At 64.5% G+C, this 19181-nt stretch carries 18 protein-coding genes and 1 pseudogene; 12 read left to right on the top strand and 7 right to left on the bottom strand.

Annotated features, from left to right (window positions below; all coding sequences use genetic code 11):
* Nucleotides 1-17 precede the first annotated feature (17 nt).
* The 3 genes from CDV46_RS06935 to CDV46_RS06925 all read right to left on the bottom strand — a co-directional run bounded on the left by CDV46_RS06935 (nt 18) and on the right by CDV46_RS06925 (nt 1848).
* The gene (locus tag CDV46_RS06935; protein WP_058377634.1) at nt 18-473 is read right to left on the bottom strand and encodes a nuclear transport factor 2 family protein; all 456 of its coding nucleotides are present in this window, start codon (nt 471-473) and stop codon (nt 18-20) included.
* Nucleotides 474-521: 48 nt separating this feature from the next.
* A complete protein-coding gene (gene waaF / locus CDV46_RS06930; RefSeq protein ID WP_058377635.1) occupies nt 522-1547 on the bottom strand; it encodes a lipopolysaccharide heptosyltransferase II in 1026 nt (341 codons plus the stop codon).
* Between the two features lie 103 nt (nt 1548-1650).
* Nucleotides 1651-1848 (bottom strand): zinc-finger domain-containing protein, encoded by a 198-nt coding sequence (locus tag CDV46_RS06925; RefSeq protein ID WP_058377636.1) that lies wholly within the window; start codon nt 1846-1848, stop codon nt 1651-1653.
* A gap of 413 nt (nt 1849-2261) precedes the next feature.
* On the opposite strand from CDV46_RS06925, the gene CDV46_RS06920 reads away from it, so the two are divergent.
* From CDV46_RS06920 to fba, 5 genes are all read left to right on the top strand, one after another.
* Nucleotides 2262-2999, top strand: coding sequence for an AzlC family ABC transporter permease (locus CDV46_RS06920; RefSeq protein WP_087722170.1), 738 nt, complete (start codon nt 2262-2264; stop codon nt 2997-2999).
* Nucleotides 2999-3322 carry an AzlD domain-containing protein gene (locus tag CDV46_RS06915; RefSeq protein WP_058377637.1) on the top strand — a complete coding sequence of 108 codons (324 nt, stop codon included), beginning with the start codon at nt 2999-3001 and terminating at the stop codon, nt 3320-3322. Before CDV46_RS06920 ends, CDV46_RS06915 begins: the two co-directional genes overlap by 1 nt.
* Before the next feature lie 88 nt (nt 3323-3410).
* Nucleotides 3411-4616 (top strand): phosphoglycerate kinase, encoded by a 1206-nt coding sequence (locus tag CDV46_RS06910; RefSeq protein WP_058377638.1) that lies wholly within the window; start codon nt 3411-3413, stop codon nt 4614-4616.
* A 239-nt stretch (nt 4617-4855) separates the two neighbouring features.
* A complete protein-coding gene (pyk, locus tag CDV46_RS06905) occupies nt 4856-6289 on the top strand; it encodes a pyruvate kinase (RefSeq protein WP_058377639.1) in 1434 nt (477 codons plus the stop codon).
* A gap of 123 nt (nt 6290-6412) precedes the next feature.
* On the top strand, nt 6413-7477 hold the full coding sequence (gene fba / locus CDV46_RS06900) for a class II fructose-bisphosphate aldolase (protein ID WP_058377640.1): 1065 nt from the start codon (nt 6413-6415) through the stop codon (nt 7475-7477).
* Nucleotides 7478-7514: 37 nt separating this feature from the next.
* Here the strand turns inward: fba and CDV46_RS06895 are convergent, their stop codons facing one another.
* Nucleotides 7515-8105, bottom strand: coding sequence for a hypothetical protein (locus CDV46_RS06895; protein ID WP_087691602.1), 591 nt, complete (start codon nt 8103-8105; stop codon nt 7515-7517).
* On the opposite strand from CDV46_RS06895, the gene CDV46_RS06890 reads away from it, so the two are divergent.
* The 5 genes from CDV46_RS06890 to CDV46_RS06870 all read left to right on the top strand — a co-directional run bounded on the left by CDV46_RS06890 (nt 8099) and on the right by CDV46_RS06870 (nt 13927).
* Entirely contained in the window at nt 8099-10096 is a 1998-nt protein-coding gene (locus tag CDV46_RS06890; RefSeq protein ID WP_140413310.1) for a hypothetical protein, read from the top strand. The two genes, CDV46_RS06895 and CDV46_RS06890, sit on opposite strands and share 7 nt — an antisense overlap.
* An 88-nt stretch (nt 10097-10184) precedes the next feature.
* The gene (locus tag CDV46_RS06885; RefSeq protein WP_087722168.1) at nt 10185-11075 is read left to right on the top strand and encodes a phosphoribosylaminoimidazolesuccinocarboxamide synthase; all 891 of its coding nucleotides are present in this window, start codon (nt 10185-10187) and stop codon (nt 11073-11075) included.
* Nucleotides 11076-11092: 17 nt separating this feature from the next.
* Nucleotides 11093-11608: a 5-(carboxyamino)imidazole ribonucleotide mutase gene (gene purE / locus CDV46_RS06880; protein WP_087722167.1), complete on the top strand. Its 516-nt coding sequence runs from the start codon at nt 11093-11095 to the stop codon at nt 11606-11608.
* A gap of 42 nt (nt 11609-11650) precedes the next feature.
* Nucleotides 11651-12844, top strand: a complete 1194-nt coding sequence (locus CDV46_RS06875) for a 5-(carboxyamino)imidazole ribonucleotide synthase (protein WP_087691599.1) — start codon at nt 11651-11653, stop codon at nt 12842-12844.
* 3 nt (nt 12845-12847) lie between these two features.
* A complete protein-coding gene (locus CDV46_RS06870; RefSeq protein WP_087722166.1) occupies nt 12848-13927 on the top strand; it encodes an L-threonylcarbamoyladenylate synthase in 1080 nt (359 codons plus the stop codon).
* Here CDV46_RS06870 and CDV46_RS06865 read toward each other — a convergent pair.
* Both CDV46_RS06865 and dacB read right to left on the bottom strand, forming a co-directional pair.
* Nucleotides 13853-14749 carry a sterol desaturase family protein gene (locus CDV46_RS06865; RefSeq protein WP_058377647.1) on the bottom strand — a complete coding sequence of 299 codons (897 nt, stop codon included), beginning with the start codon at nt 14747-14749 and terminating at the stop codon, nt 13853-13855. The two genes, CDV46_RS06870 and CDV46_RS06865, sit on opposite strands and share 75 nt — an antisense overlap.
* A gap of 166 nt (nt 14750-14915) precedes the next feature.
* A complete protein-coding gene (dacB, locus tag CDV46_RS06860) occupies nt 14916-16460 on the bottom strand; it encodes a D-alanyl-D-alanine carboxypeptidase/D-alanyl-D-alanine endopeptidase (RefSeq protein WP_087722165.1) in 1545 nt (514 codons plus the stop codon).
* Between the two features lie 392 nt (nt 16461-16852).
* On the opposite strand from dacB, the gene CDV46_RS06855 reads away from it, so the two are divergent.
* Together CDV46_RS06855 and CDV46_RS06850 are read left to right on the top strand one after the other, a co-directional pair.
* On the top strand, nt 16853-17575 hold the full coding sequence (locus CDV46_RS06855; RefSeq protein ID WP_176399028.1) for a response regulator: 723 nt from the start codon (nt 16853-16855) through the stop codon (nt 17573-17575).
* The gene (locus tag CDV46_RS06850; protein ID WP_087722164.1) at nt 17575-18933 is read left to right on the top strand and encodes an ATP-binding protein; all 1359 of its coding nucleotides are present in this window, start codon (nt 17575-17577) and stop codon (nt 18931-18933) included. Before CDV46_RS06855 ends, CDV46_RS06850 begins: the two co-directional genes overlap by 1 nt.
* Before the next feature lie 45 nt (nt 18934-18978).
* Here CDV46_RS06850 and CDV46_RS06845 read toward each other — a convergent pair.
* Nucleotides 18979-19181: pseudogene (locus CDV46_RS06845) on the bottom strand (hypothetical protein); the annotation flags it as partial.

The raw sequence follows: 19181 nt of genomic DNA, 5'->3' as shown, positions 1-19181 counted from the left end.
TCATGACCTTGTGACGATCAGTGCAGCCCGTCCGGACGGGCGTGCATCATCAAACTGAATTGCTCGACGGCGTGCTGCGGCAACGGGCTCGAATGGATGTGCGCGAAGCGCCAGTCCCCTTGCTCGTGCACCAGCACGTACGTCGTGTGAATGAGCTGGGCGGTCGTCTGCCCAGCGTCTTCCTTGCCCACGCGCATCGCTTCGGTGGCGGTGTGCACGACCGTGCCGACGGTGTCGTACTCGGTCGTATCGAGCGAATCGATCAGCACCACACTCTGCGAGAACTGCGCGACCAGCCCGCTGCGAATCTGCTCCAGACCGTCCCAGCGCGTGCCGTCGGGGCGGATGTAGCTCACGAAGTCTTCGTTCGCCCACAGCGACATCGCACGATCCGTCTGGCCCCTGCGCAGCGCGTCATAAAAGGCCGTGATGGTTTCACTGGCGGCATCGAACAGGCGGACAAAACGTGGCATGAGGATTTACCGTTGGGTTTAACCGTTAGGACTAACCGGGGGCGAAACTTACCGCTGCGTGAGCAGAATGTTGCGCAGATTGGCGAACACATGCTCCGGCATCAGCTCGTTCAGGCAGCGCGTATGGCCCAGCGGACACTCGCGCGCGAAACACGGGCTGCATTCCAATTGTAGCCACAGGATGTGGGCTTGATCGGACAGCGGCGGGGTGTGGCGCGGATCGGACGATCCGAACAGCGCGATCTGCGGGCGGCGCAGGGCGGCCGTCACGTGCATGAGCCCGGAATCGTTGCTCACCACGGCGTTGGCGCGTGCCAGCAACGCACAGGCTTCCGCCAGCGACGTCTGACCGCACAGATTGCGCACGAACGGCGCGTCGGCGGCGATCTGCTGGGCCAGCGCACCATCCTTGCCCGAGCCGAGCGCGATGATCTGCGCATACGGGAACGAGCGGCGCACCAGTTGCGCCAACTGCGCAAAGTGACCCGGCGGCCAGCGCTTGGCCGGCCCGAACTCGGCGCCCGGGCAGAAGACCACGAGCGGCACACGCAGATCGAGACCGAAGCGCGCAAACACGCGCGCCGACTCGTTCAGGTCGGCTTCGATACGCGGCGTCGGCAGCGTCTCGGGCAGCTTGGCACCGGGCGCAAACGCCAGCGCAGCGTAATGCCGCACCATCGGCGGGCGCTCGTCCTTGCGCGGGTTGGCGTGGCGCACGTTGAGCAGGCCGTAGCGCTGCTCGCCCTTGTAGCCGATGCGCAAAGGAATGCGCGCCAGCCACGGAATCAGCGCCGACTTGAAGGAATTCGGCAGCACATAGGCGGCGTCGTAACCCTCGTCGGCGAGCACGCTCGCGAGCTGATAACGCGCGAGCGGCTGCAACTTGCCGTGCGCGAGGTCGGTCGAGACCACGCGCGAAATCTCCGGCATGCGCTCCAGAACCGGGGCGACCCAGCTCGGTGCGATCGCGTCGATGGTCAGACGCGGATGCAGACGCTTGAGCAGGGTAAACAACGGCTGCGCCATCAGCGCGTCCCCAATCCAGTTGGGGGCGATCACCAAGGCTTTATGCATCGTGGCGGAGACTCTAAACGTTAAGCGTAGCGATGAAACTCACAGGTGACCGGCATGGCGACTGCGCCCGCTCGGTCAGGACTTGCACGACCTGTCAGGCAGCTTAGTGGTGACCCTTGAGTACCACGCCGGCCTTCAGGCGATAGCGCGTGCCGCAGTACGGGCAGGCGGCTTCGCCATGGGTCACATCGATGAACACGCGGGGATGGGCGCTCCAGGCTTCCATCTTCGGGTTCGGGCAATGCACCGGCAGATCTTCAGCGCCGACTTCGACGATCGGCATTTGTTTGACTTCGCTCATGGGGTTCAGACCGTGATGGGTGTTCGGGTATTCGGAATTTCGGGGCCGGCACGGCTTGCCATACAAGCCAGCGTGCTCACCAAAAGTCGCTATTGTAAAGCAGCCGACCCCTTTGCGGACGGCTCGCGGCGCGCACCGGCGCGCGTCGCACGGGCGAATGCCGCGGCAACGTGGCGCATATGCGACACCTCAAGCGTTGTACCTGCAAAAACCGGCAGTAACTGCCTCACAGCGTACTAAGCAACTATTTACCGTGACTATAATGGCCTGTCGTCCGCCATAGATGATGAATATATTCAGGAGACAATCCGGCAACGCCAGGCGGGCGAACGGGCGTGCCGGGCGCCGTCGGGACCGCTTTGCCCCGCAATGCCATCCAGTGCGCCGCTTGCCACGGCGCTCGCCCCCAGACCATGCCAACGCTTCGTTTGCCAGCCGCTGAACGTGAAGGGTTCGCGGCCGGTTTTCGCATTATTTCGCCGCTGTTGCCTGCCATCTTCTCGTGGGGCCTCGTGACCGGGGTGGCCATGAGCAAATCAGTGCTCACCGTGCCACAAGCCATCGGCATGAGCCTGATGCTCTACGCCGGCTCGGCGCAGCTCGCCACGCTGCCCCTGTTCGCCGCCGGCATGCCGCTCTGGACGATTCTGCTCACGGTCGCCATCGTCAATCTGCGTTTCGTGATCTTCAGTGCGGCGCTGCAACCCCACTTTTCCTACCTGTCGCTGCCCCGGCGCATCGTGCTGGGCTACGTGAACGGCGATCTGGGCTTCGTGATGTTCATGAACCAGAACTTCGCCAATGGTTACGTGCCGGGCAAGGAGGGCACGTACTTCGGCATCACGATCAGCAACTGGGCGGTGTGGCACGTGTCGTCGATCCTCGGCATCATGCTCGGCGCCCTCGTGCCCGACAGCTGGGGGCTGGGCTTCGCGGGCACGCTGGCGCTCATTCCGATGATGGTGCACACGATCACCACCCGCTCGATGCTGCTCGCGGTGACGCTGGCCTCGGTCATCGGGTTGCTCGCATTCGATCTTCCATATCGGCTGAACCTCGTGCTGGGCGTCGTCGGCGCCCTCGCGGCGGGCATGGTGTGCGATGAGCTGACCGCACGCCACGCGCGCAAGCTGAGCGGAGGGCAGCGCTAATGAGCACGCTCGAAATCTGGTTTGCCTTCGTGGCCATGACCGCCGTGACCGTGCTCACGCGCACCTTCTTCCTGCTCGCCGGTGAGCGGGTGGCGCTGCCGCAGCGCCTGCAACGCGCGCTGCGCTACGCTCCGGCGGCGGCGCTGGCGGTCATCGTGGTGCCTGAGGTGCTGCTGCTCGACCATCAGTTCGCGCTGCACATCGGCAATCACAAGCTGGCCGCTGCGGTGGCGGCCACCGGCTGGTTCGTCTGGCGGCGCAACATGATCGAGATGATTGTCATCGGCATGGCGGTCTACACCCTTGGGCGGTTGTTCCTCTAAGCAAAACCCCGGGGGTACCCAAAATGGTCAATCGGAGGGTGGGATCAGTTAAAATGCATGTTTTTCCCACTATTTATTCCGGATTCTCATGGCTTCCGTCGTACGTCTTTCCGATTTGATCGCTCAGGGCCGCCTCGCCGGCAAACGTGTCTTCATCCGCGCCGATCTGAACGTGCCGCAGGACGATGAGGGCCGTATCACGGAAGACACGCGTATCCGCGCCTCGGTGCCGGCGATCCAGATGGCGCTCGACGCCGGTGCTGCCGTGATGGTCACGTCGCATCTGGGCCGTCCCACGGAAGGCGAATTCAAGCCGGCCGACTCGCTGGCCCCGGTGGCACAGCGCCTGTCGGAACTGCTCGGCCGTGACGTGAAGCTCATCGCTAATTGGGTCGACGGCGGTTTTGAAGTCGCGCCGGGCGCGGTCGTGCTGCTGGAAAACTGCCGCGTCAACAAGGGCGAGAAGAAGGACAACGACGAACTGGCCCAGAAGATGGCCAAGCTGTGCGATGTCTACGTGAACGACGCGTTCGGCACGGCGCACCGCGCCGAAGCCACGACGCACGGTATCGCCAAGTACGCCCCGGCCGCCTGCGCCGGCCCGCTGCTGGCCGCCGAACTCGAAGCACTGGGCAAGGCGCTGAACGCGCCGGCCCGCCCGCTGGTGGCTATCGTCGCCGGCTCGAAGGTCTCGACCAAACTCACCATTCTCAAGACGCTGGCCGACAAGGTCGACCAACTGATCGTGGGCGGCGGCATCGCCAACACGTTCATGCTGGCCGCCGGCCTGCCGATCGGCAAGTCGCTCGCCGAGGCCGATCTGATCGAAGAAGCCAAGGCAATCATCGACGCCATGGCCGCGCGCGGCGCATCGGTGCCGATCCCGACCGACGTGGTCTGCGCCAAGGAATTCAGCCCGACGGCTGAGGCGACCGTGAAGGCCGCTGCCGACGTGGCCGCCGACGACATGATTCTCGACATCGGCCCGCAAACGGCCGCCAAGCTGGCCGAACAACTGGGCAGCGCGGGCACCATCGTCTGGAACGGTCCGGTCGGCGTGTTCGAATTCGACCAGTTTGGTCATGGCACCGAGACGCTGGCGCGCGCGATTGCCGCCGCCAAGGGTTTCTCGATCGCCGGTGGCGGCGACACGCTGGCCGCCATCGCCAAGTACGGCATTGCCGATCAGGTGAGCTATATCTCGACGGGCGGCGGCGCTTTCCTCGAATTCCTGGAAGGCAAGACGCTGCCGGCCGTGGACGTGCTGCAACAACGCGCAGCCCAAGCCAACTAATTGGACTGAAGGAGATCTAAGTGGGGCGGGGCTGGAGGACCAGTTCGTCAGTCCGGAAATGGAGCGTGCACGGCCGTTTTGCACGCTTTATTGCGAACGTTTGAGTTCGAATCGAACGATTTCGTACGGACAATACGAACTTTTTGGTTAACCTCTGGCCGCGTAAATAAAGTACAACCATCGAAGCGCCAGCATTGTCGAACGCGCTGCTACCAAAAGAGGATGAAGAGATGGATGTAATGAACCGCTCCACCAAGATCGTCGCCACCATCGGCCCGGCATCGAGCACGCCGGAAGTGCTCTCGCGCATGATCGCTGCCGGCGTGGACGTCGTGCGGCTGAACTTCTCGCATGGCAAGGCGCAAGACCATATCGAGCGCGCGCAGATGGTGCGCGACGCCGCCAAGGCCGCTGGCCGCGAAGTGGCCATCATGGCCGACCTGCAAGGCCCGAAGATTCGCGTCGGCAAGTTCGAGAACGGCAAGACGACGCTCGAAACCGGCGCCCCGTTCATTCTGGACGCTGATTGCGAAGTTGGTAACGACGAACGCGTGGGTCTGGACTACAAGGAACTGCCCCGCGACGTGCGTCCGGGTGACGTGCTGCTCCTGAACGACGGCCTGATCGTGCTGACCGTCGACCGTGTGTTCGGTAACGAGATTCATACGACCGTGAAGGTCGGCGGCGATCTCTCGAACAACAAGGGGATCAACCGCCAGGGCGGCGGGCTGACGGCGCCGGCGCTGACCGCGAAGGACATGGAAGACATCAAGACCGCGATGGCGCTGGGCGCCGACTACGTCGCGGTCTCGTTCCCGAAGAACGCCACCGACATGGAAATGGCGCGCCGGCTGGCCAATGTGGCCGGCGAGCCGTACGGCATCAAGCCGCGCATGATCGCCAAGATCGAGCGCGCGGAAGCCATTCCGGCGCTGGAAGAAATTCTGGCGGCCTCCGACGCCATCATGGTCGCCCGTGGCGATCTGGCCATCGAAGTGGGTAACGCTGCCGTCCCGGCGCTGCAAAAGCGGATGATCCGCCTGGCGCGCGAGATGAACAAAGTGACCATCACGGCCACGCAGATGATGGAATCGATGATCCACAACCCGGTGCCGACGCGCGCCGAGGTCTCGGACGTCGCCAACGCCGTGCTCGACGGCACCGACGCCGTGATGCTGTCGGCCGAGAGCGCTGCGGGCAAGTACCCGGTGGAAACCATCGCGACGATGGCAACCATCTGCGTCGAGGCCGAGCGCTTCGAGACGGTGGAACTCGACCGCGATTGGCTGGACCAAACTTTTACGCGCATCGACCAAACGATTGCCGCCGGCGCTCTGTTTACCGCGTATCATCTTGGCGCGAAAGCGATCGTGGCGCTGACCGAATCGGGCGCGACCGCGCTCTGGCTGTCCCGGCACAAGATCCACGTCCCGATTTTTGCGCTGACGTCGCAGCTCTCGAGCCTGCGCAAAATGTCGCTTTATCGCAACGTTTTCGCGATGGGTGTCGAGTCCACGCATGACCGCGATCAGGCGTTGAAGCAGGCCGAGCAATTGCTGCTCGCGCGCGGTGTGGTCAAGCGCGGCGACACGATCGTGTTGACGGTCGGTGAGCCGATGGGGCAACCCGGTGGTACCAATACGTTGAAAATCGTCCAGGTGGGGCACGCGTGATTGAATGGGCCGCGCGCGTGAGGCGAGGCGCAAAAGCGCATCGCCCCGTGCGAGCCGTCGTCATGAAGGGCACCCCTGGGTCGACGAAAGATTTGCTTAATTTGTGATTCCAAGGAGAACATCATGCCCCTAGTCTCTATGCGACAGCTGCTCGATCATGCCGCCGAAAACGGCTATGGTCTGCCGGCCTTCAACGTCAACAATCTGGAACAGGTGTCCGCAATCATGGCCGCTGCCGACGAAGTCGGCGCGCCCGTGATCATGCAGGCTTCGGCAGGTGCACGTAAGTACGCCGGTGAGGCGTTCCTGCGTCACCTGATTTCCGCCGCTGTGGAAGCCTATCCGCACATTCCGGTGGTGATGCACCAGGATCACGGCCAGTCGCCGGCGGTGTGTATGGCCGCCATCAAGAGCGGCTTCTCGAGCGTGATGATGGACGGTTCGCTCGAAGCCGACGGCAAGTCGGTCGCCAGCTACGAATACAACGTCGAAGTGTCGAAGAAGGTCGTTGAGTTCTCGCACTACATCGGCGTGACGGTGGAAGCCGAGCTGGGCGTGCTGGGTTCGCTCGAGACGATGAAGGGCGACAAGGAAGACGGCCACGGCGCCGACGGCACGATGACGCGCGAGCAACTGCTGACCGATCCGGATCAGGCCGCCGACTTCGTGAACCAGACGCAGTGCGACGCGCTCGCGATCGCCATCGGTACCTCGCACGGTGCCTACAAGTTCAGCCGCAAGCCGACGGGCGACATTCTCGCCATCGACCGCATCAAGGAAATTCACCGCCGCATTCCGAACACCCACCTGGTGATGCACGGTTCGTCGTCGGTGCCGCAAGAGCTGCTCGCCGAGATCCGTGAATTCGGCGGCGACATGAAGGAAACGTACGGTGTGCCGGTCGAAGAAATCGTCGAAGGCATCAAGCACGGCGTGCGCAAGATCAACATCGATACCGACATCCGTCTGGCCATGACCGGCGCGATCCGTCGCTATCTGTTCGAAAACCCGAGCAAGTTCGACCCGCGCGACTACCTGAAGCCGGCGCGCGAAGCCGCCATGCAGGTTTGCAAGGCACGCTATCTGTCGTTCGGTTGCGAAGGTCAGGCCGCCAAGATCAAGACGGTGTCGCTCGACAAGATGGCCGAGAAGTACAAGAGCGGCGCGCTGTCGCAGATCGTGAAGTAAGTCGAGAAGTCAGTATCAGACTTGGGGTCTTCGGACCTCAGGTTGCAGGCCCGGCCTTCGCCAGCACACGCTGGAACAGAAGCCGGGCTTTTTCTTTGGGCATCTGTAACTGGAATTTGCCGCCCAGCTCGGAGCGGATGGTCGCGGTGAGCATCTCCACGCCATCGACGATCAGTGTCATCGGCTCGTTCATGTGCTGACGCGAGAAGTCGCGCATGCGCGTCGTCGCCCCTTCGCGCAGGCTCAGCGTGATCACCACGTCGCCATCGGGCGCGATGCCCTCGACCTGCATCGGGAACTGCAATCCCATCGTTTCGATATCTCGCGCCGCGTAGAGTGCGAAGCGCGGAATGGCGTCGTCGGGCTCCGGCGTGGCGATGGCGATCAGGCGCGGCAGCACGGGGCGGTCGTCGGCGGTCGCTGCCGTTGCCGCTGTTGCCCCCGAGGCGGCATGCGCTGGGGCCGGGCGGTGTACCGGGGCGTGGATATGCGGTGACGCCGACGATGAGGCAGCGGGGGCGGACGACTGGCCGGGCGGCGCGGCGGACGACGTCTGCGCCCCGGCGATTGGGCTGGCGAGTGCCATGACGGCCGCGATCACAACGGTGACGTTCGACGTGGTTGACATGGCAGCCCCTCTCCCGGGTGGACGTTTCCATTGTAGGCGGCACAATCGCCGCGCCAAGCAACGCAAACCCGACCCGTGGCTGGGGTTCCGGTTTCCCGTTCCTCGTTACTCGTTCCTATTCCCCCGCTCGTATTTCCCACCAAGGCCGCAATTCCGTAGCCGGCTCCCGAATGCCAAAGCCCAGCCCTTGCGGACGTGAAAGTCTCTCGGCCCGGATCACCTGGTCTGATTCCGATACCGGCAGGCCTGCTTTGGAGTTTTCGATGCCCCGTATTTTCTCGTCCCTCTTCCGCTCCCGCGCCACGGCAGTCGCGGTCGAGCCGCCGCAGCGGCAAGTGGCGGCACCGCCTGATGCACTGCCGAGCGCGCTGACCGGCGTCGCGAAACGCGCCCCGGATCGCGCCCCGGATCTCCACTTCGACCGGGTAAAGCCGCCGCGCCCAGACTTGCCGATGCTCACACTCGGTCAACTGGACCGATTCCAGCAAGACGCGTTGCTCTCGAATTCGGACAAAACTGCGTGGATCGAGTCGTATGGCGTGAATCCGAAAACCCTCATTTGCGTGGATGGGAAATGCACTCGCTATGGATTGCTCGAATTCGGCGAGCACCGATTCATCGTCGGGCCGGCGGCCACGCCCACTGAAGGCGTGGCGTTGACCCGAATGCTCAAGGCGCATCCGGAGATCGGCGCCATCTTTTGCGTCGAGCCGGGGGCGATGCAGAAGGCAGGCGAGACCAATCGGTATCTGCCGCGACCGGCGGCCCGGTATCTCGCGAGGGTGGCGGCTCTGGGCGGTGACACCCCGCAGTCACGGCTTGCCGTACGTTCGGCCGCCGATGTTTCGAAATTCGAGGGAAGTCTCGCGCACGTGAAGTTCATGGAATTCAGCGGGATGGAACATGGCGGCGCCGCCATTTCCGGCGCGACCCTCTGGAAGGCCGGGCAGGGGGTGGCCGATTTCCTTCGCCAGCATCCGGGCAAGATCGCACTCGTGTGTTCCGAGCAAGGCATCTCGCGTCCCTGCGCCGTCATCGCCAGTGCACTGCTGCAACTGCAACAACAACCGGCTGACGGCGAACCACTGACCTTGGACGCTATCGTCGATCAGGTCGAGACACAGCGTGCCCGGCAGAGCGCATACCATATCGGCCGGGCGCACGTGAGTTTCGGGCAAATTGCCGAGTGTGCCGAACTGATCAACACGCTGAGAAGCCCCGACGGCTGGTGCATGGCTGCGAACCGCATTTTGCCCAGAGCGATTGATCGCCTCAGAGACTTCGATGGGCTTCACGTCTCGGTCATCGCACGGTGCGATCCGCCGGAGGGTTATCGCGGCCCCGTCATGCCGCCTGCGACGCTTGGATCGAATGAACTCGCGGTCTTTGTTTCAAACGGCCTGTATTTCCCGACGTACGATCAGCACATGCCCACCGCCATGCGCCCGTCAGATCCGACCGGGCTCCTGTCGGCACTGTATCGATGCCTGCAACGGGTGAGTGAGAGTGACGCGCGAGGGCGCACACCACCGATCAACCTGAGTGCTGAAGCCCAATGCATCGCGCGTTGGCGACACCAGATGGCCGATTATCTCGAAGCGGACTTCGACCGGACCGTCTCCCTGCTGGCGTCGACCACGTTACCGCCGAAGACCGAGCTGATCTGGCTGCCGGGGCAAACCGATTTCTTCACGGGCTTCCAGCGCACCAGCGAGCATTATCTTGGCCCGCACACCGACCGGATCTCGCTGGAGGATATCGACCCGGCCAGCCCCGACGCCGTGCGCCTGATCACCCGCACCGACGACGCAACGCTCATGTGCGACAACAAGTACTACGCGGCGTCCTCGGTCGAGCAGTGGCATCAACAATGCCAGCGGTCCCGCAAGCCCATGTCGCATCCCACCTCGCGTGCGCCGGTCGTGGCGTTGCTGGTGGGCGAGGGCCATGCGGCGCGAATTGGCGCACTGTTGCACGAGTTGGCGGTGTAAGTCCCGAAGGCCGCCGAGGGGCGCGCAAGGCGCGTATAATTACGCCTTTGCCCTTCTGACATCGGGTCCCGCCGTGACTACCCCCGCCTTGAACGCCCTGTACGAATCCTCCCTCAAGAGCCTGCCGCTGCTCTCCCGCGGCAAAGTGCGCGATAACTATGCCGTCGGCGACGACAAGCTGCTGATCGTGACGACCGACCGCCTCTCGGCGTTCGACGTCATCATGGGCGAGCCGATTCCGGGCAAGGGCCGTGTGCTCAACCAGATGGCCAATTTCTGGTTCGACAAGCTCGCGCACGTCGTGCCGAATCACCTGACCGGCGTCACGCCGGAATCGGTGGTGTCGGCCGACGAAGCCGCCCAAGTGGCCGGCCGCGCCGTCGTGGTCAAGCGCCTGAAGCCGATTCTGGTGGAAGCCGTGGTGCGGGGTTATCTGGCCGGCAGCGGCTGGAAAGACTATCAGGCCACCGGCGCCGTATGCGGTGTGAAGCTGCCCGCAGGCTTGCAAAACGCACAGCAACTGCTGGAGCCGATCTTCACGCCGGCCGCCAAGGCAGAACTGGGCGAGCACGACGAGAACATCAGCTTCGACGACATGGTGAGCCGCATCGGCCGCGAGTTGGCCGAGCAGATCCGCGAGATCTCGATTCGCCTGTACAAGGAAGCCGCCGCCTACGCCGCCACGCGCGGCATCATCATCGCCGACACGAAGTTCGAATTCGGTCTCGATGACGACGGCAAGCTGCATCTGATGGACGAGGCCCTGACGGCCGATTCGTCGCGCTTCTGGCCGGCCGATTCGTACGCCGTGGGCAGCAACCCGCCGTCGTTCGACAAGCAGTTCGTGCGCGACTGGCTCGAAACGCAAGTGTGGGGCAAGACCCCGCCCGCACCGAAGCTGCCGGATGAAGTCGTCGAGAAAACCGCTGCGAAGTACCGCGAGGCGCTTGAGCGCCTGACCGGCCAGCAACTGGCCTGAGCGGGACGAAAACGACAATGACTGCAACGAGCGATAAACAAGCCGTAGCGCCCCGCGTGGGCGTGGTGATGGGGTCCAACTCGGACTGGGAAGTGATGAAGAACGCGGCCGCCATTCTGGCCGAGTTCGGCGTGCCGTACGAAGCGCAAGTGGTCTCGGCGCACCGCATGCCGGACGACATGTTCCGCTACGCCGAAGCCGCTCGCGAGCGCGGGCTGGTGGCGATCATCGCCGGTGCCGGCGGTGCCGCGCACCTGCCCGGCATGATTGCCGCGAAGACGACCGTGCCGGTGCTGGGTGTGCCGGTGCCGAGCAAGTACCTGCGTGGCGAAGACTCGCTGCTCTCGATCGTGCAGATGCCCAAGGGCGTGCCGGTCGCGACGTTCGCCATCGGCGAAGCCGGTGCGGCCAACGCGGCGTTGTTTGCCGTGGCCATGCTCGCTGCCGACGACAAGACGCTGGCTGAAAAGCTCGACGCCTTCCGCGCCAAGCAGACCGAAGCGGCGCGCGGCATGACGCTGCCGGCACTGTAAAAAAACAAGCCCGTCCCCGCACGCTTTCTCGCCTCAACGAAGATGAATCCTGCCTCCGCTGCGCCCATCCTCCCCGGTCAATGGCTGGGTATGCTGGGCGGCGGCCAACTCGGCCGCATGTTCTGTTTCGCCGCCCAATCGATGGGTTACAAGGTCTGCGTTCTCGACCCGGACCCGCGCTGCCCGGCGGGTGCCGTGGCCGACCGTCTGATCGTGGCCGATTATCGCGACGAAACCGCACTCGCCGAGCTGGCAGCGTTGTGTCCGGCCGTGTCGACCGAGTTCGAGAACGTGCCGGCGCAGTCGCTCGACTTCCTCGCGCAAAGCACCACGGTGAGCCCGGCGGGCCGCTGCGTTGCGATTGCGCAGGACCGAGTGGCGGAGAAGCGATTCATTGAAAGCTGCGGCGTGCCCGTGGCACCCCATCTGGTGATCGAGTCGACCGACGCGCTGCACGCCATTGGCGACGCAGCGATCGAGACCGTGCTGCCGGGCATTCTGAAAACCGCCCGCATGGGCTACGACGGCAAGGGGCAGGTGCGCGTCAATACGGCCGCCGAAGCGCGTGCTGCGTATGCCGAAATGGGCGGCGTGGCGTGCGTGCTGGAGAAGCGTCTGGCGCTGGCCTATGAAGTGTCGGTGCTGAGCGCGCGTGGCGCCGACGGCACCGTCGCGACGTATCCGCTCGCGCAGAACGTCCATATCGACGGCATTCTGGCCACCACCACCGTCCCGGCGCCCGATGCGGCCCCGGCGCTCGCCGATGCTGCGCGCGCGGCAGCAGCGGCCATTGCGTCACAAATGGACTACGTGGGCGTGCTGTGCGTCGAGTTCTTCATCCTCAAGGATGGCTCGCTGATCGCAAATGAGATGGCACCGCGTCCGCACAACAGCGGTCACTACACGATCGACGCATGTGCCGCGAGCCAGTTTGAACAACAGGTGCGCGCCATGGCCGGCCTGCCGCTGGGCGAGACGCGTCAGCATTCGCCCGCCGTGATGCTCAACGTGCTGGGCGACGTGTGGTTCGAAGGCGACGCTAAGGATCAACCCCGCGCACCGGCGTGGGACGACGTCGTGGCACTGCCGTCGGCGCGTCTGCATCTGTACGGCAAGGAAGAAGCGCGCGTGGGCCGCAAGATGGGCCACATCACGTTTGCAGGTGCCACGCTCGACGAGGCGCGCGATGCGTGCGTCACGGCGGCGGCCAGCCTCAATATCGCGCTGGAAGACTGAGCGATGACGTCGTCGCAGGCCCCTCGCATCGTCATGCCGTCTGCGGAAGCGATCACGCAGGCCGCCGGGCAACTGGCAGCGGGCGAACTGGTCGCGTTCCCGACCGAGACCGTCTACGGCCTCGGGGGTGACGCCGAGAACCCGCAGGCCGTCGCGGCCATCTATGCGGCCAAGGGCCGGCCGGCGAATCATCCGGTCATCGTGCACTTCTCGCCCGAGGGCGACCCCGGTTACTGGAGCGACGACGTGACGCCTGCCGCGCGCAAGCTCATGGACGCCTTCTGGCCCGGCCCCCTCACGCTGATCGTCAAACGTGCGCCGCATATTCCGGCGGCCGTGTCAGGCGGTCAGGATTCCGTCGGACTGCGTGTGCCGTCGCATCCCGTTGCGCAGGCGCTGTTGCGCGAGTTCGCCCGTGTGAAAGGCCGTGCCAGCGGGCAGGGTGGCGTGGCGGGGCCGTCGGCCAATCGATTTGGTCAGGTGAGCCCGACCGCTGCACAGCACGTGCGCGACGAGTTCGCCGGTCTGCCGGGCGTGACCGTGCATGTGCTCGACGGCGGCGAAGCGGCCGTGGGTATCGAATCGACCATTGTGGATTTGTCGCGGGGTTTCCCGGCGCTGCTGCGTCCCGGGCATATCACGCCGGAACAGATCGCCGAAGTGCTGGGCGAGATGCCGCGCCTGCCGGGACAGGACACCAATGCGCCGCGTGCTTCGGGCACGCTCAAGGCACATTACGCACCGCGCACGCCGCTCTATCTCTGCGACGCCGCGCAGTTCGCGCCCGCGCTGGCGGTGCATCCGAAAGGCGAGCGCGTGGCCGTGGTGGCCTTCGCCGGCACGCTGGCGGCGCTGCCGTCACTGTCGGGTGCCGACACATTGGTGGAATTAGGCGACGACGTGGTGAAGTTCACGCTGCCGCCCACGCCCGACGCGCTGGCGACCGATCTCTACGCGCTGCTGCGCCGTCTGGATCGGGCAAACGTCACGCGTATCCTCTTCGAGCGCTTACCGGACACGCCCGCCTGGGCTGCCGTCAACGACCGCCTCGGCCGCGCTGCGGCGGCTTTCGAGCAAGCCTGACGACCATTCGGGTGGCCCGAACAGGGCCATCCACTTATTGCGCCAGCCGGGCAGCGTGATCGCGTCGCGCGCCATCGACCCCCACTCGTGAAACGTCAGCGTGATCGGGTTGTGGGTGTGAATCTGATTCACGATGCCGTACTCGCATGGCTCCGCGTCGCTTTCTTCCACATACGAACCGAACAGGCGATCCCAGATCACCAGCACGCCCGCGTAATTGCGGTCGATGTAACGCGGGTTGCGTGCATGATGCGCGCGGTGAATCGAAGGCGTATTCAGCACATACTCCAGCCAGCCGAGTTTCGGAATGGCCTGCGTGTGCACAAAGAACTGGAACGCGAGATTGAGCAGCACCACGCCGACGATCTGAATCGGGGTGAAGCCGATGAGTGCCATCGGCGTCCAGAACAGCCACATGCCCGCGACGGGATACATCAGGCTCTGGCGGAACGCCGTCGACAGGTTGAGCCGCTCCGACGAGTGATGTACGACGTGCGCGGCCCACAGCCAGCGAATGCGATGGCTGGCGCGATGGAACACGTAGTAGAGGAAGTCCTGCACGACGAAGAGCAGCAGGAAACCGACCCAGCCCGCCGGCATCGTGTAGATGCGGTGGTGGTCGTAGAGCCACGCATAGAACGGCACGATGAGCAGCCAGGCGAGCTTGTCGGCACCTTGATGCATGAGCGCGAGCGTGGCGTTGCTCACGGTATCTTTCAGGCTGTACATGCCGGGGCGGCGGCGTCGCCAGTACCACGCTTCGATACCGATACACAGCACGAACACGGGCGCGAGCGCCAGCAGAATCAACTCGACGTTCATGACCTCGCGTCTCCTCACGATAGGGTCATCTGACCGGCGTCTTTCCGTCTGAGCGGAAATGACGCCGATGAAGCGTCTATTCTGAGGCCAATGTCACGCCTTGGCGCAGCGGCTAGAGTGAATCCTCGAAAGCCGCTTTTGCACTCGATGAGTGTTCAGGGCGCGCTCAGGGCGCGTTCTCGTACACCCACGAAATCAGCGCATCGTTGAAGGCGCGCGTGTTGTTGGCCTTCGCGTCGTTCACGAGGGAAACCACCACGTAAATGTCGCCGTTGCGCGTGCCGACGTAGCCCGCCACGGCGCGAACATCGTCGAGTGTGCCGGTCTTGATGTGTGCGTTGCCGGCGACCGGGCTGCCGGTCAGGCGATTGCGCATGGTGCCGTCCACGCCGACCGTCGGCATGGATTCGACCAGCACCTGCGCCGTCGGGCTGTTGATTGCGTGCTGCAAGAGCCCGGTCAATTCGGCGGCGCTGATGCGTTCGCGGCGCGACAGGCCGGAGCCGTTTTCCACCACCAGACCCGGCATCGACAGATCGTGCTTGTCGAGCCAGCGATCGAGGGCTGCGCGCGAGCGCGTGACGCTGGCCGGTGTCTTGCCATCAGGCGGCAGGCCCAGTGTCAGGAACAACTGACGCGCCATCACGTTGTTGCTGAACTTGTTCATGTCGTGCACGACTTCGGCGAGCGTCTGGCCACGGTGCGTGACGAGCAGCTTCGCCCCCGGGGGAACTACGCCGGTGCGCACATTGCCGTTGAACTGACCGCCCGACGCTTGCCACAGCGCCCGGAAACCGCCGAGGAAGAAGCGGTCGCGATCGGGCGCGGCAACGTTCCAGTCCTTGTCTTCGCAGGCGGTCGGGTAGGTGCCCGAGAAGCGCGCGACATACATGCCGTCGGCGCCCTGATTGAGCGTCGGATGAATGCGGGTGAGCCAGTCGCCGCAATTACCGGCATCCGTCGACGACAACTCGTTGGACACTTGCAGATTCGCCAGCGGCGGCAGCACGTTCACGTTGACGGTGCCGTTCGGGTTGCCCGAGAAGCTGAACGAGACGGCCTTGAACGAATACAGCAGCGCGTCGGGTGCGACGTTGTACGGGCGGTCGCCACCGCCATCGATCGCTTCGATCGCGCCGATGTCAGAGCTATAAGCGGAGCGGTCGAGCACGATGTCGCCGTTGATGTTGGTGACACCAGCGTTGTGCAACTCGGCGACGAACTTCTCCATTTCTTCCGGCACGAGCTTCGGATCGCCGGTGCCCTTGAAATACAGATTGCCGTTGAGTGTGCGGCCGTCGAACTGGCCGTCGGTGAACGCCTGCGTGCGCCAGCGATAGTCGGGGCCGAGCGTGTCGAGTGCGGCAATCGTCGTCACGAGTTTCATCGTCGACGCGGGATTGCGCGGCACCTTCGCGTTCATCGAGATGAGCGGTGCAGCAAGACGGCCGCGCGTTTGCAGCGGATTGTCGACCTTCGCCACGATCACGCTCACGTGGCCCGCGGGCACCTTGCTGGCAGCGAGCAAGCGGGCAAGCGGCGCGGGCAGCGGCGTGGCGCTCGGGGCGGCGGCCGGCACCTTCGGCATCTTGTGCTTGGCAGTTTTCGCTTGTGCGGGCGCGCTCATCGCGACGGCGACGGCAAACGCGGCACAACCTGCGGCACGCGCGACGGCGGCAGCCGCCGAACGTGTGGTTGCATGCGAGGACATGCCGCAAGGTGCGTGCGCAGACAACGACGTGATGGAAAGGGAGCGAGCGGACAAAAGCATGTGGCGGGAGCGGCGGAAGACGCGCATGGCGGGCGGTGTTCTCCAGTGTTACGCGCAGCGAAACCGAACGGACACCTTGACAGGTGCGGGGGCGTGCGGTGGGCTGCGGGCGAAGCGGTCGTGTGTTCGGCGTGCGGTGGCGAGCGTCTGACGCGCACCGCACAATGTCCGCCATTGTAAGTCGGGCATGCAACGAACTGTCGCTACAATGGGTCGAAAATCGACGGAATGTCACTCAGAGGCAACATCGCCGATGGCGCGGGTGACGTCGCAATTGCGCACGGCAACGCGGACTGCCGCGCGATGATGTCGCGCCGTTGGGGGCCAAATACATGCGAATTCTATTGGTGGAAGACGACGCGATGATCGCTGCGGCAGTGACGAAAGGCCTGCGGCAGGACGGCTGGACGGTCGATCACGTCGATGATGGTCAGCGCGCGCTCGATGCCCTGTCGCTCGAGACGTACGACGCGCTGCTGCTCGACCTCGGGCTGCCACGTCGCGACGGTATCGACGTGTTACGTACGTTACGAGCACGTGGTCAAACACTGCCGGTCATCATCGCCACCGCACGCGATGCGGTGGCCGATCGCGTCAAAGGACTCGATGCCGGTGCCGACGACTATCTCGTCAAACCGTTCGATCTGGATGAGCTGGCGGCGCGTTTGCGGGCGCTGGTGCGGCGCCAAGCCGGGCGCAGCGAACCGTTGCTGAGACACGGCGGCATCGTGCTTGACCCTGCCACACGGCAAGTGAGTTGCGATGGCACACCGGTGACGCTGTCAGCGCGCGAATATGCGGTGCTCGAAGCGTTGCTCAACCGGCCCGGGGCGGTGCTGTCCAAATCGCAACTCGAAGAGCGTATTTACGGCTGGGGCGAGGAAATTGCGAGCAACACCGTCGAGGTGCATATCCATGGGCTGCGTAAGAAACTCGGTGCCGATGCCATCCGTACCGTACGGGGCGTCGGGTACATGATGCCGTCGCCGGGCGTGCAGGGCACGCAGGCCGCGTCGGGTACATCAGGTGGCGCGGCTGCGCCGGAGGCCGAGTGATGCGCTCGATCCGTCGCCGTCTGCTCGTCGGCCTGCTGCTCACGCTTGTTGCGGCACTGTTGCTCGCGGGCATCGCCATCTTCCGTCAGGCGCGCACCGAAGCCAACGCGCTGTTCGATTTCCAATTGCAGCAAATGGCGTTGTCGCTGCCTGCCGAGCCGTTTTCCAGCGTGCCGGGCGACCATAGCGACGCGGGCGGGCTGGTGATCCAGATCTGGAGCCGAAACGGCGTCGAGCTGTATTACTCGCATCCGCGCACGCCGTTGCCGCCGCGTGCCGAACTAGGGTTCACGACGGTACAGACGCCTGAAGGCGATTGGCGCGTGTATGCGGCGCTCGTGGGCGACAACGTCGTGCAACTGGCACAACCGATGGTAATTCGCGATTCGCTCGCGGTGTCGATGGCGCTGCGTACGCTGTTTCCGCTGGTCATTGCGATGCCGATTCTCGCGCTGCTCGTGTGGATTGTCGTTGGCCGTGGGCTGCAACCGCTGCGACGGGTAACGCGCGCACTCGATGCCCGCGCGCCCGGGGCGCTTTCCGAGTTGCCTGAGGCCGGGCTGCCGGACGAGGTGCGCCCGCTCGTGCGTGCGCTCAATAGCTTGCTTGGAAGACTCGACGAAGCGCTCGTGCAGCAGAAGGCCTTCGTCGCCGATGCAGCCCATGAGCTGCGTACGCCACTGGCCGCGTTGCAATTGCAGGTGCAGTTGCTGGAGCGCGCACACACGGACGAGGCGCGCGCTGAAGCGATGCGCGATCTGCGTGATGGCGTACGACGCGCGTCGCATCTCGTGGGGCAGTTGTTGACGTTGGCGCGTCAGGAGCCCGACGCCGCACGCGCGGCGAGTGCGTTCACCGAGTTGCCGCTCACGCCGGTGCTGCATGATGTGGTGGCGCATCACGCGGCGCTGGCGGTGGCACGCGGTATCGATCTGGGGCTGGATGCGCCTGACGACATGGCTGCGCGTGCGCGCGTGCATGGCGACGCCAACGCGTTGCAGACGCTGTTCGGCAACCTCGTGGATAACGCGCTGAAATACACACCGCAAGGCGGGCGAATCGACGTGCGGCTTGTGAGCGCTGGCCCGGTGACCGTAGAGGTCGAGGACACCGGCCCGGGCATTGCGCCGGCCGAGCGTGAGCGCGTGTTCGATCGATTCTTCCGGGGTGGGGACGGTGAACCGTCGAAGACGGGCGATGCCCGTGCGGAAGGGAGTGGCCTCGGGCTGGCGATCGTGCGCAATATTGCGCAGGCGCACGGCGCGCGAGTCGAGTTGCTGGATGCGCGCGGCGACCATGGTTTGCGCGTTCGTGTGAGTTTCGACGCCGCCGCATCTGGTGTACCGCCAGCGCTTTGATGTGTTGAAGACGCGCGACGCAATCTTGCGCCGCGCTGCCTGACCTCACCCACGCGTCACGTTCGTGACCTTGTCGTTTTCAATGGTGAGCGTACGGCGCTCGGGGCGATGATCGCGTGTGAGCGGCATGGCCTTGCCGTCCTGCTCGCCGATGCGCCACGGGCAGCCTTGCAGCAGCGACTTGGCTTCGGTCAGTGACTTGCCGACGATGGCATTGTCCGCCGGGGTTTCCCGGTTGCAGTTGCCTT

This window comes from Pandoraea sp. PE-S2T-3 (assembly GCF_002179965.1).
Taxonomy (GTDB): Bacteria; Pseudomonadota; Gammaproteobacteria; order Burkholderiales; family Burkholderiaceae; genus Pandoraea.
The sequence above is the reverse complement of the archived record's forward strand: the minus strand, read 5'-3'. Positions and strand labels throughout refer to the sequence as shown.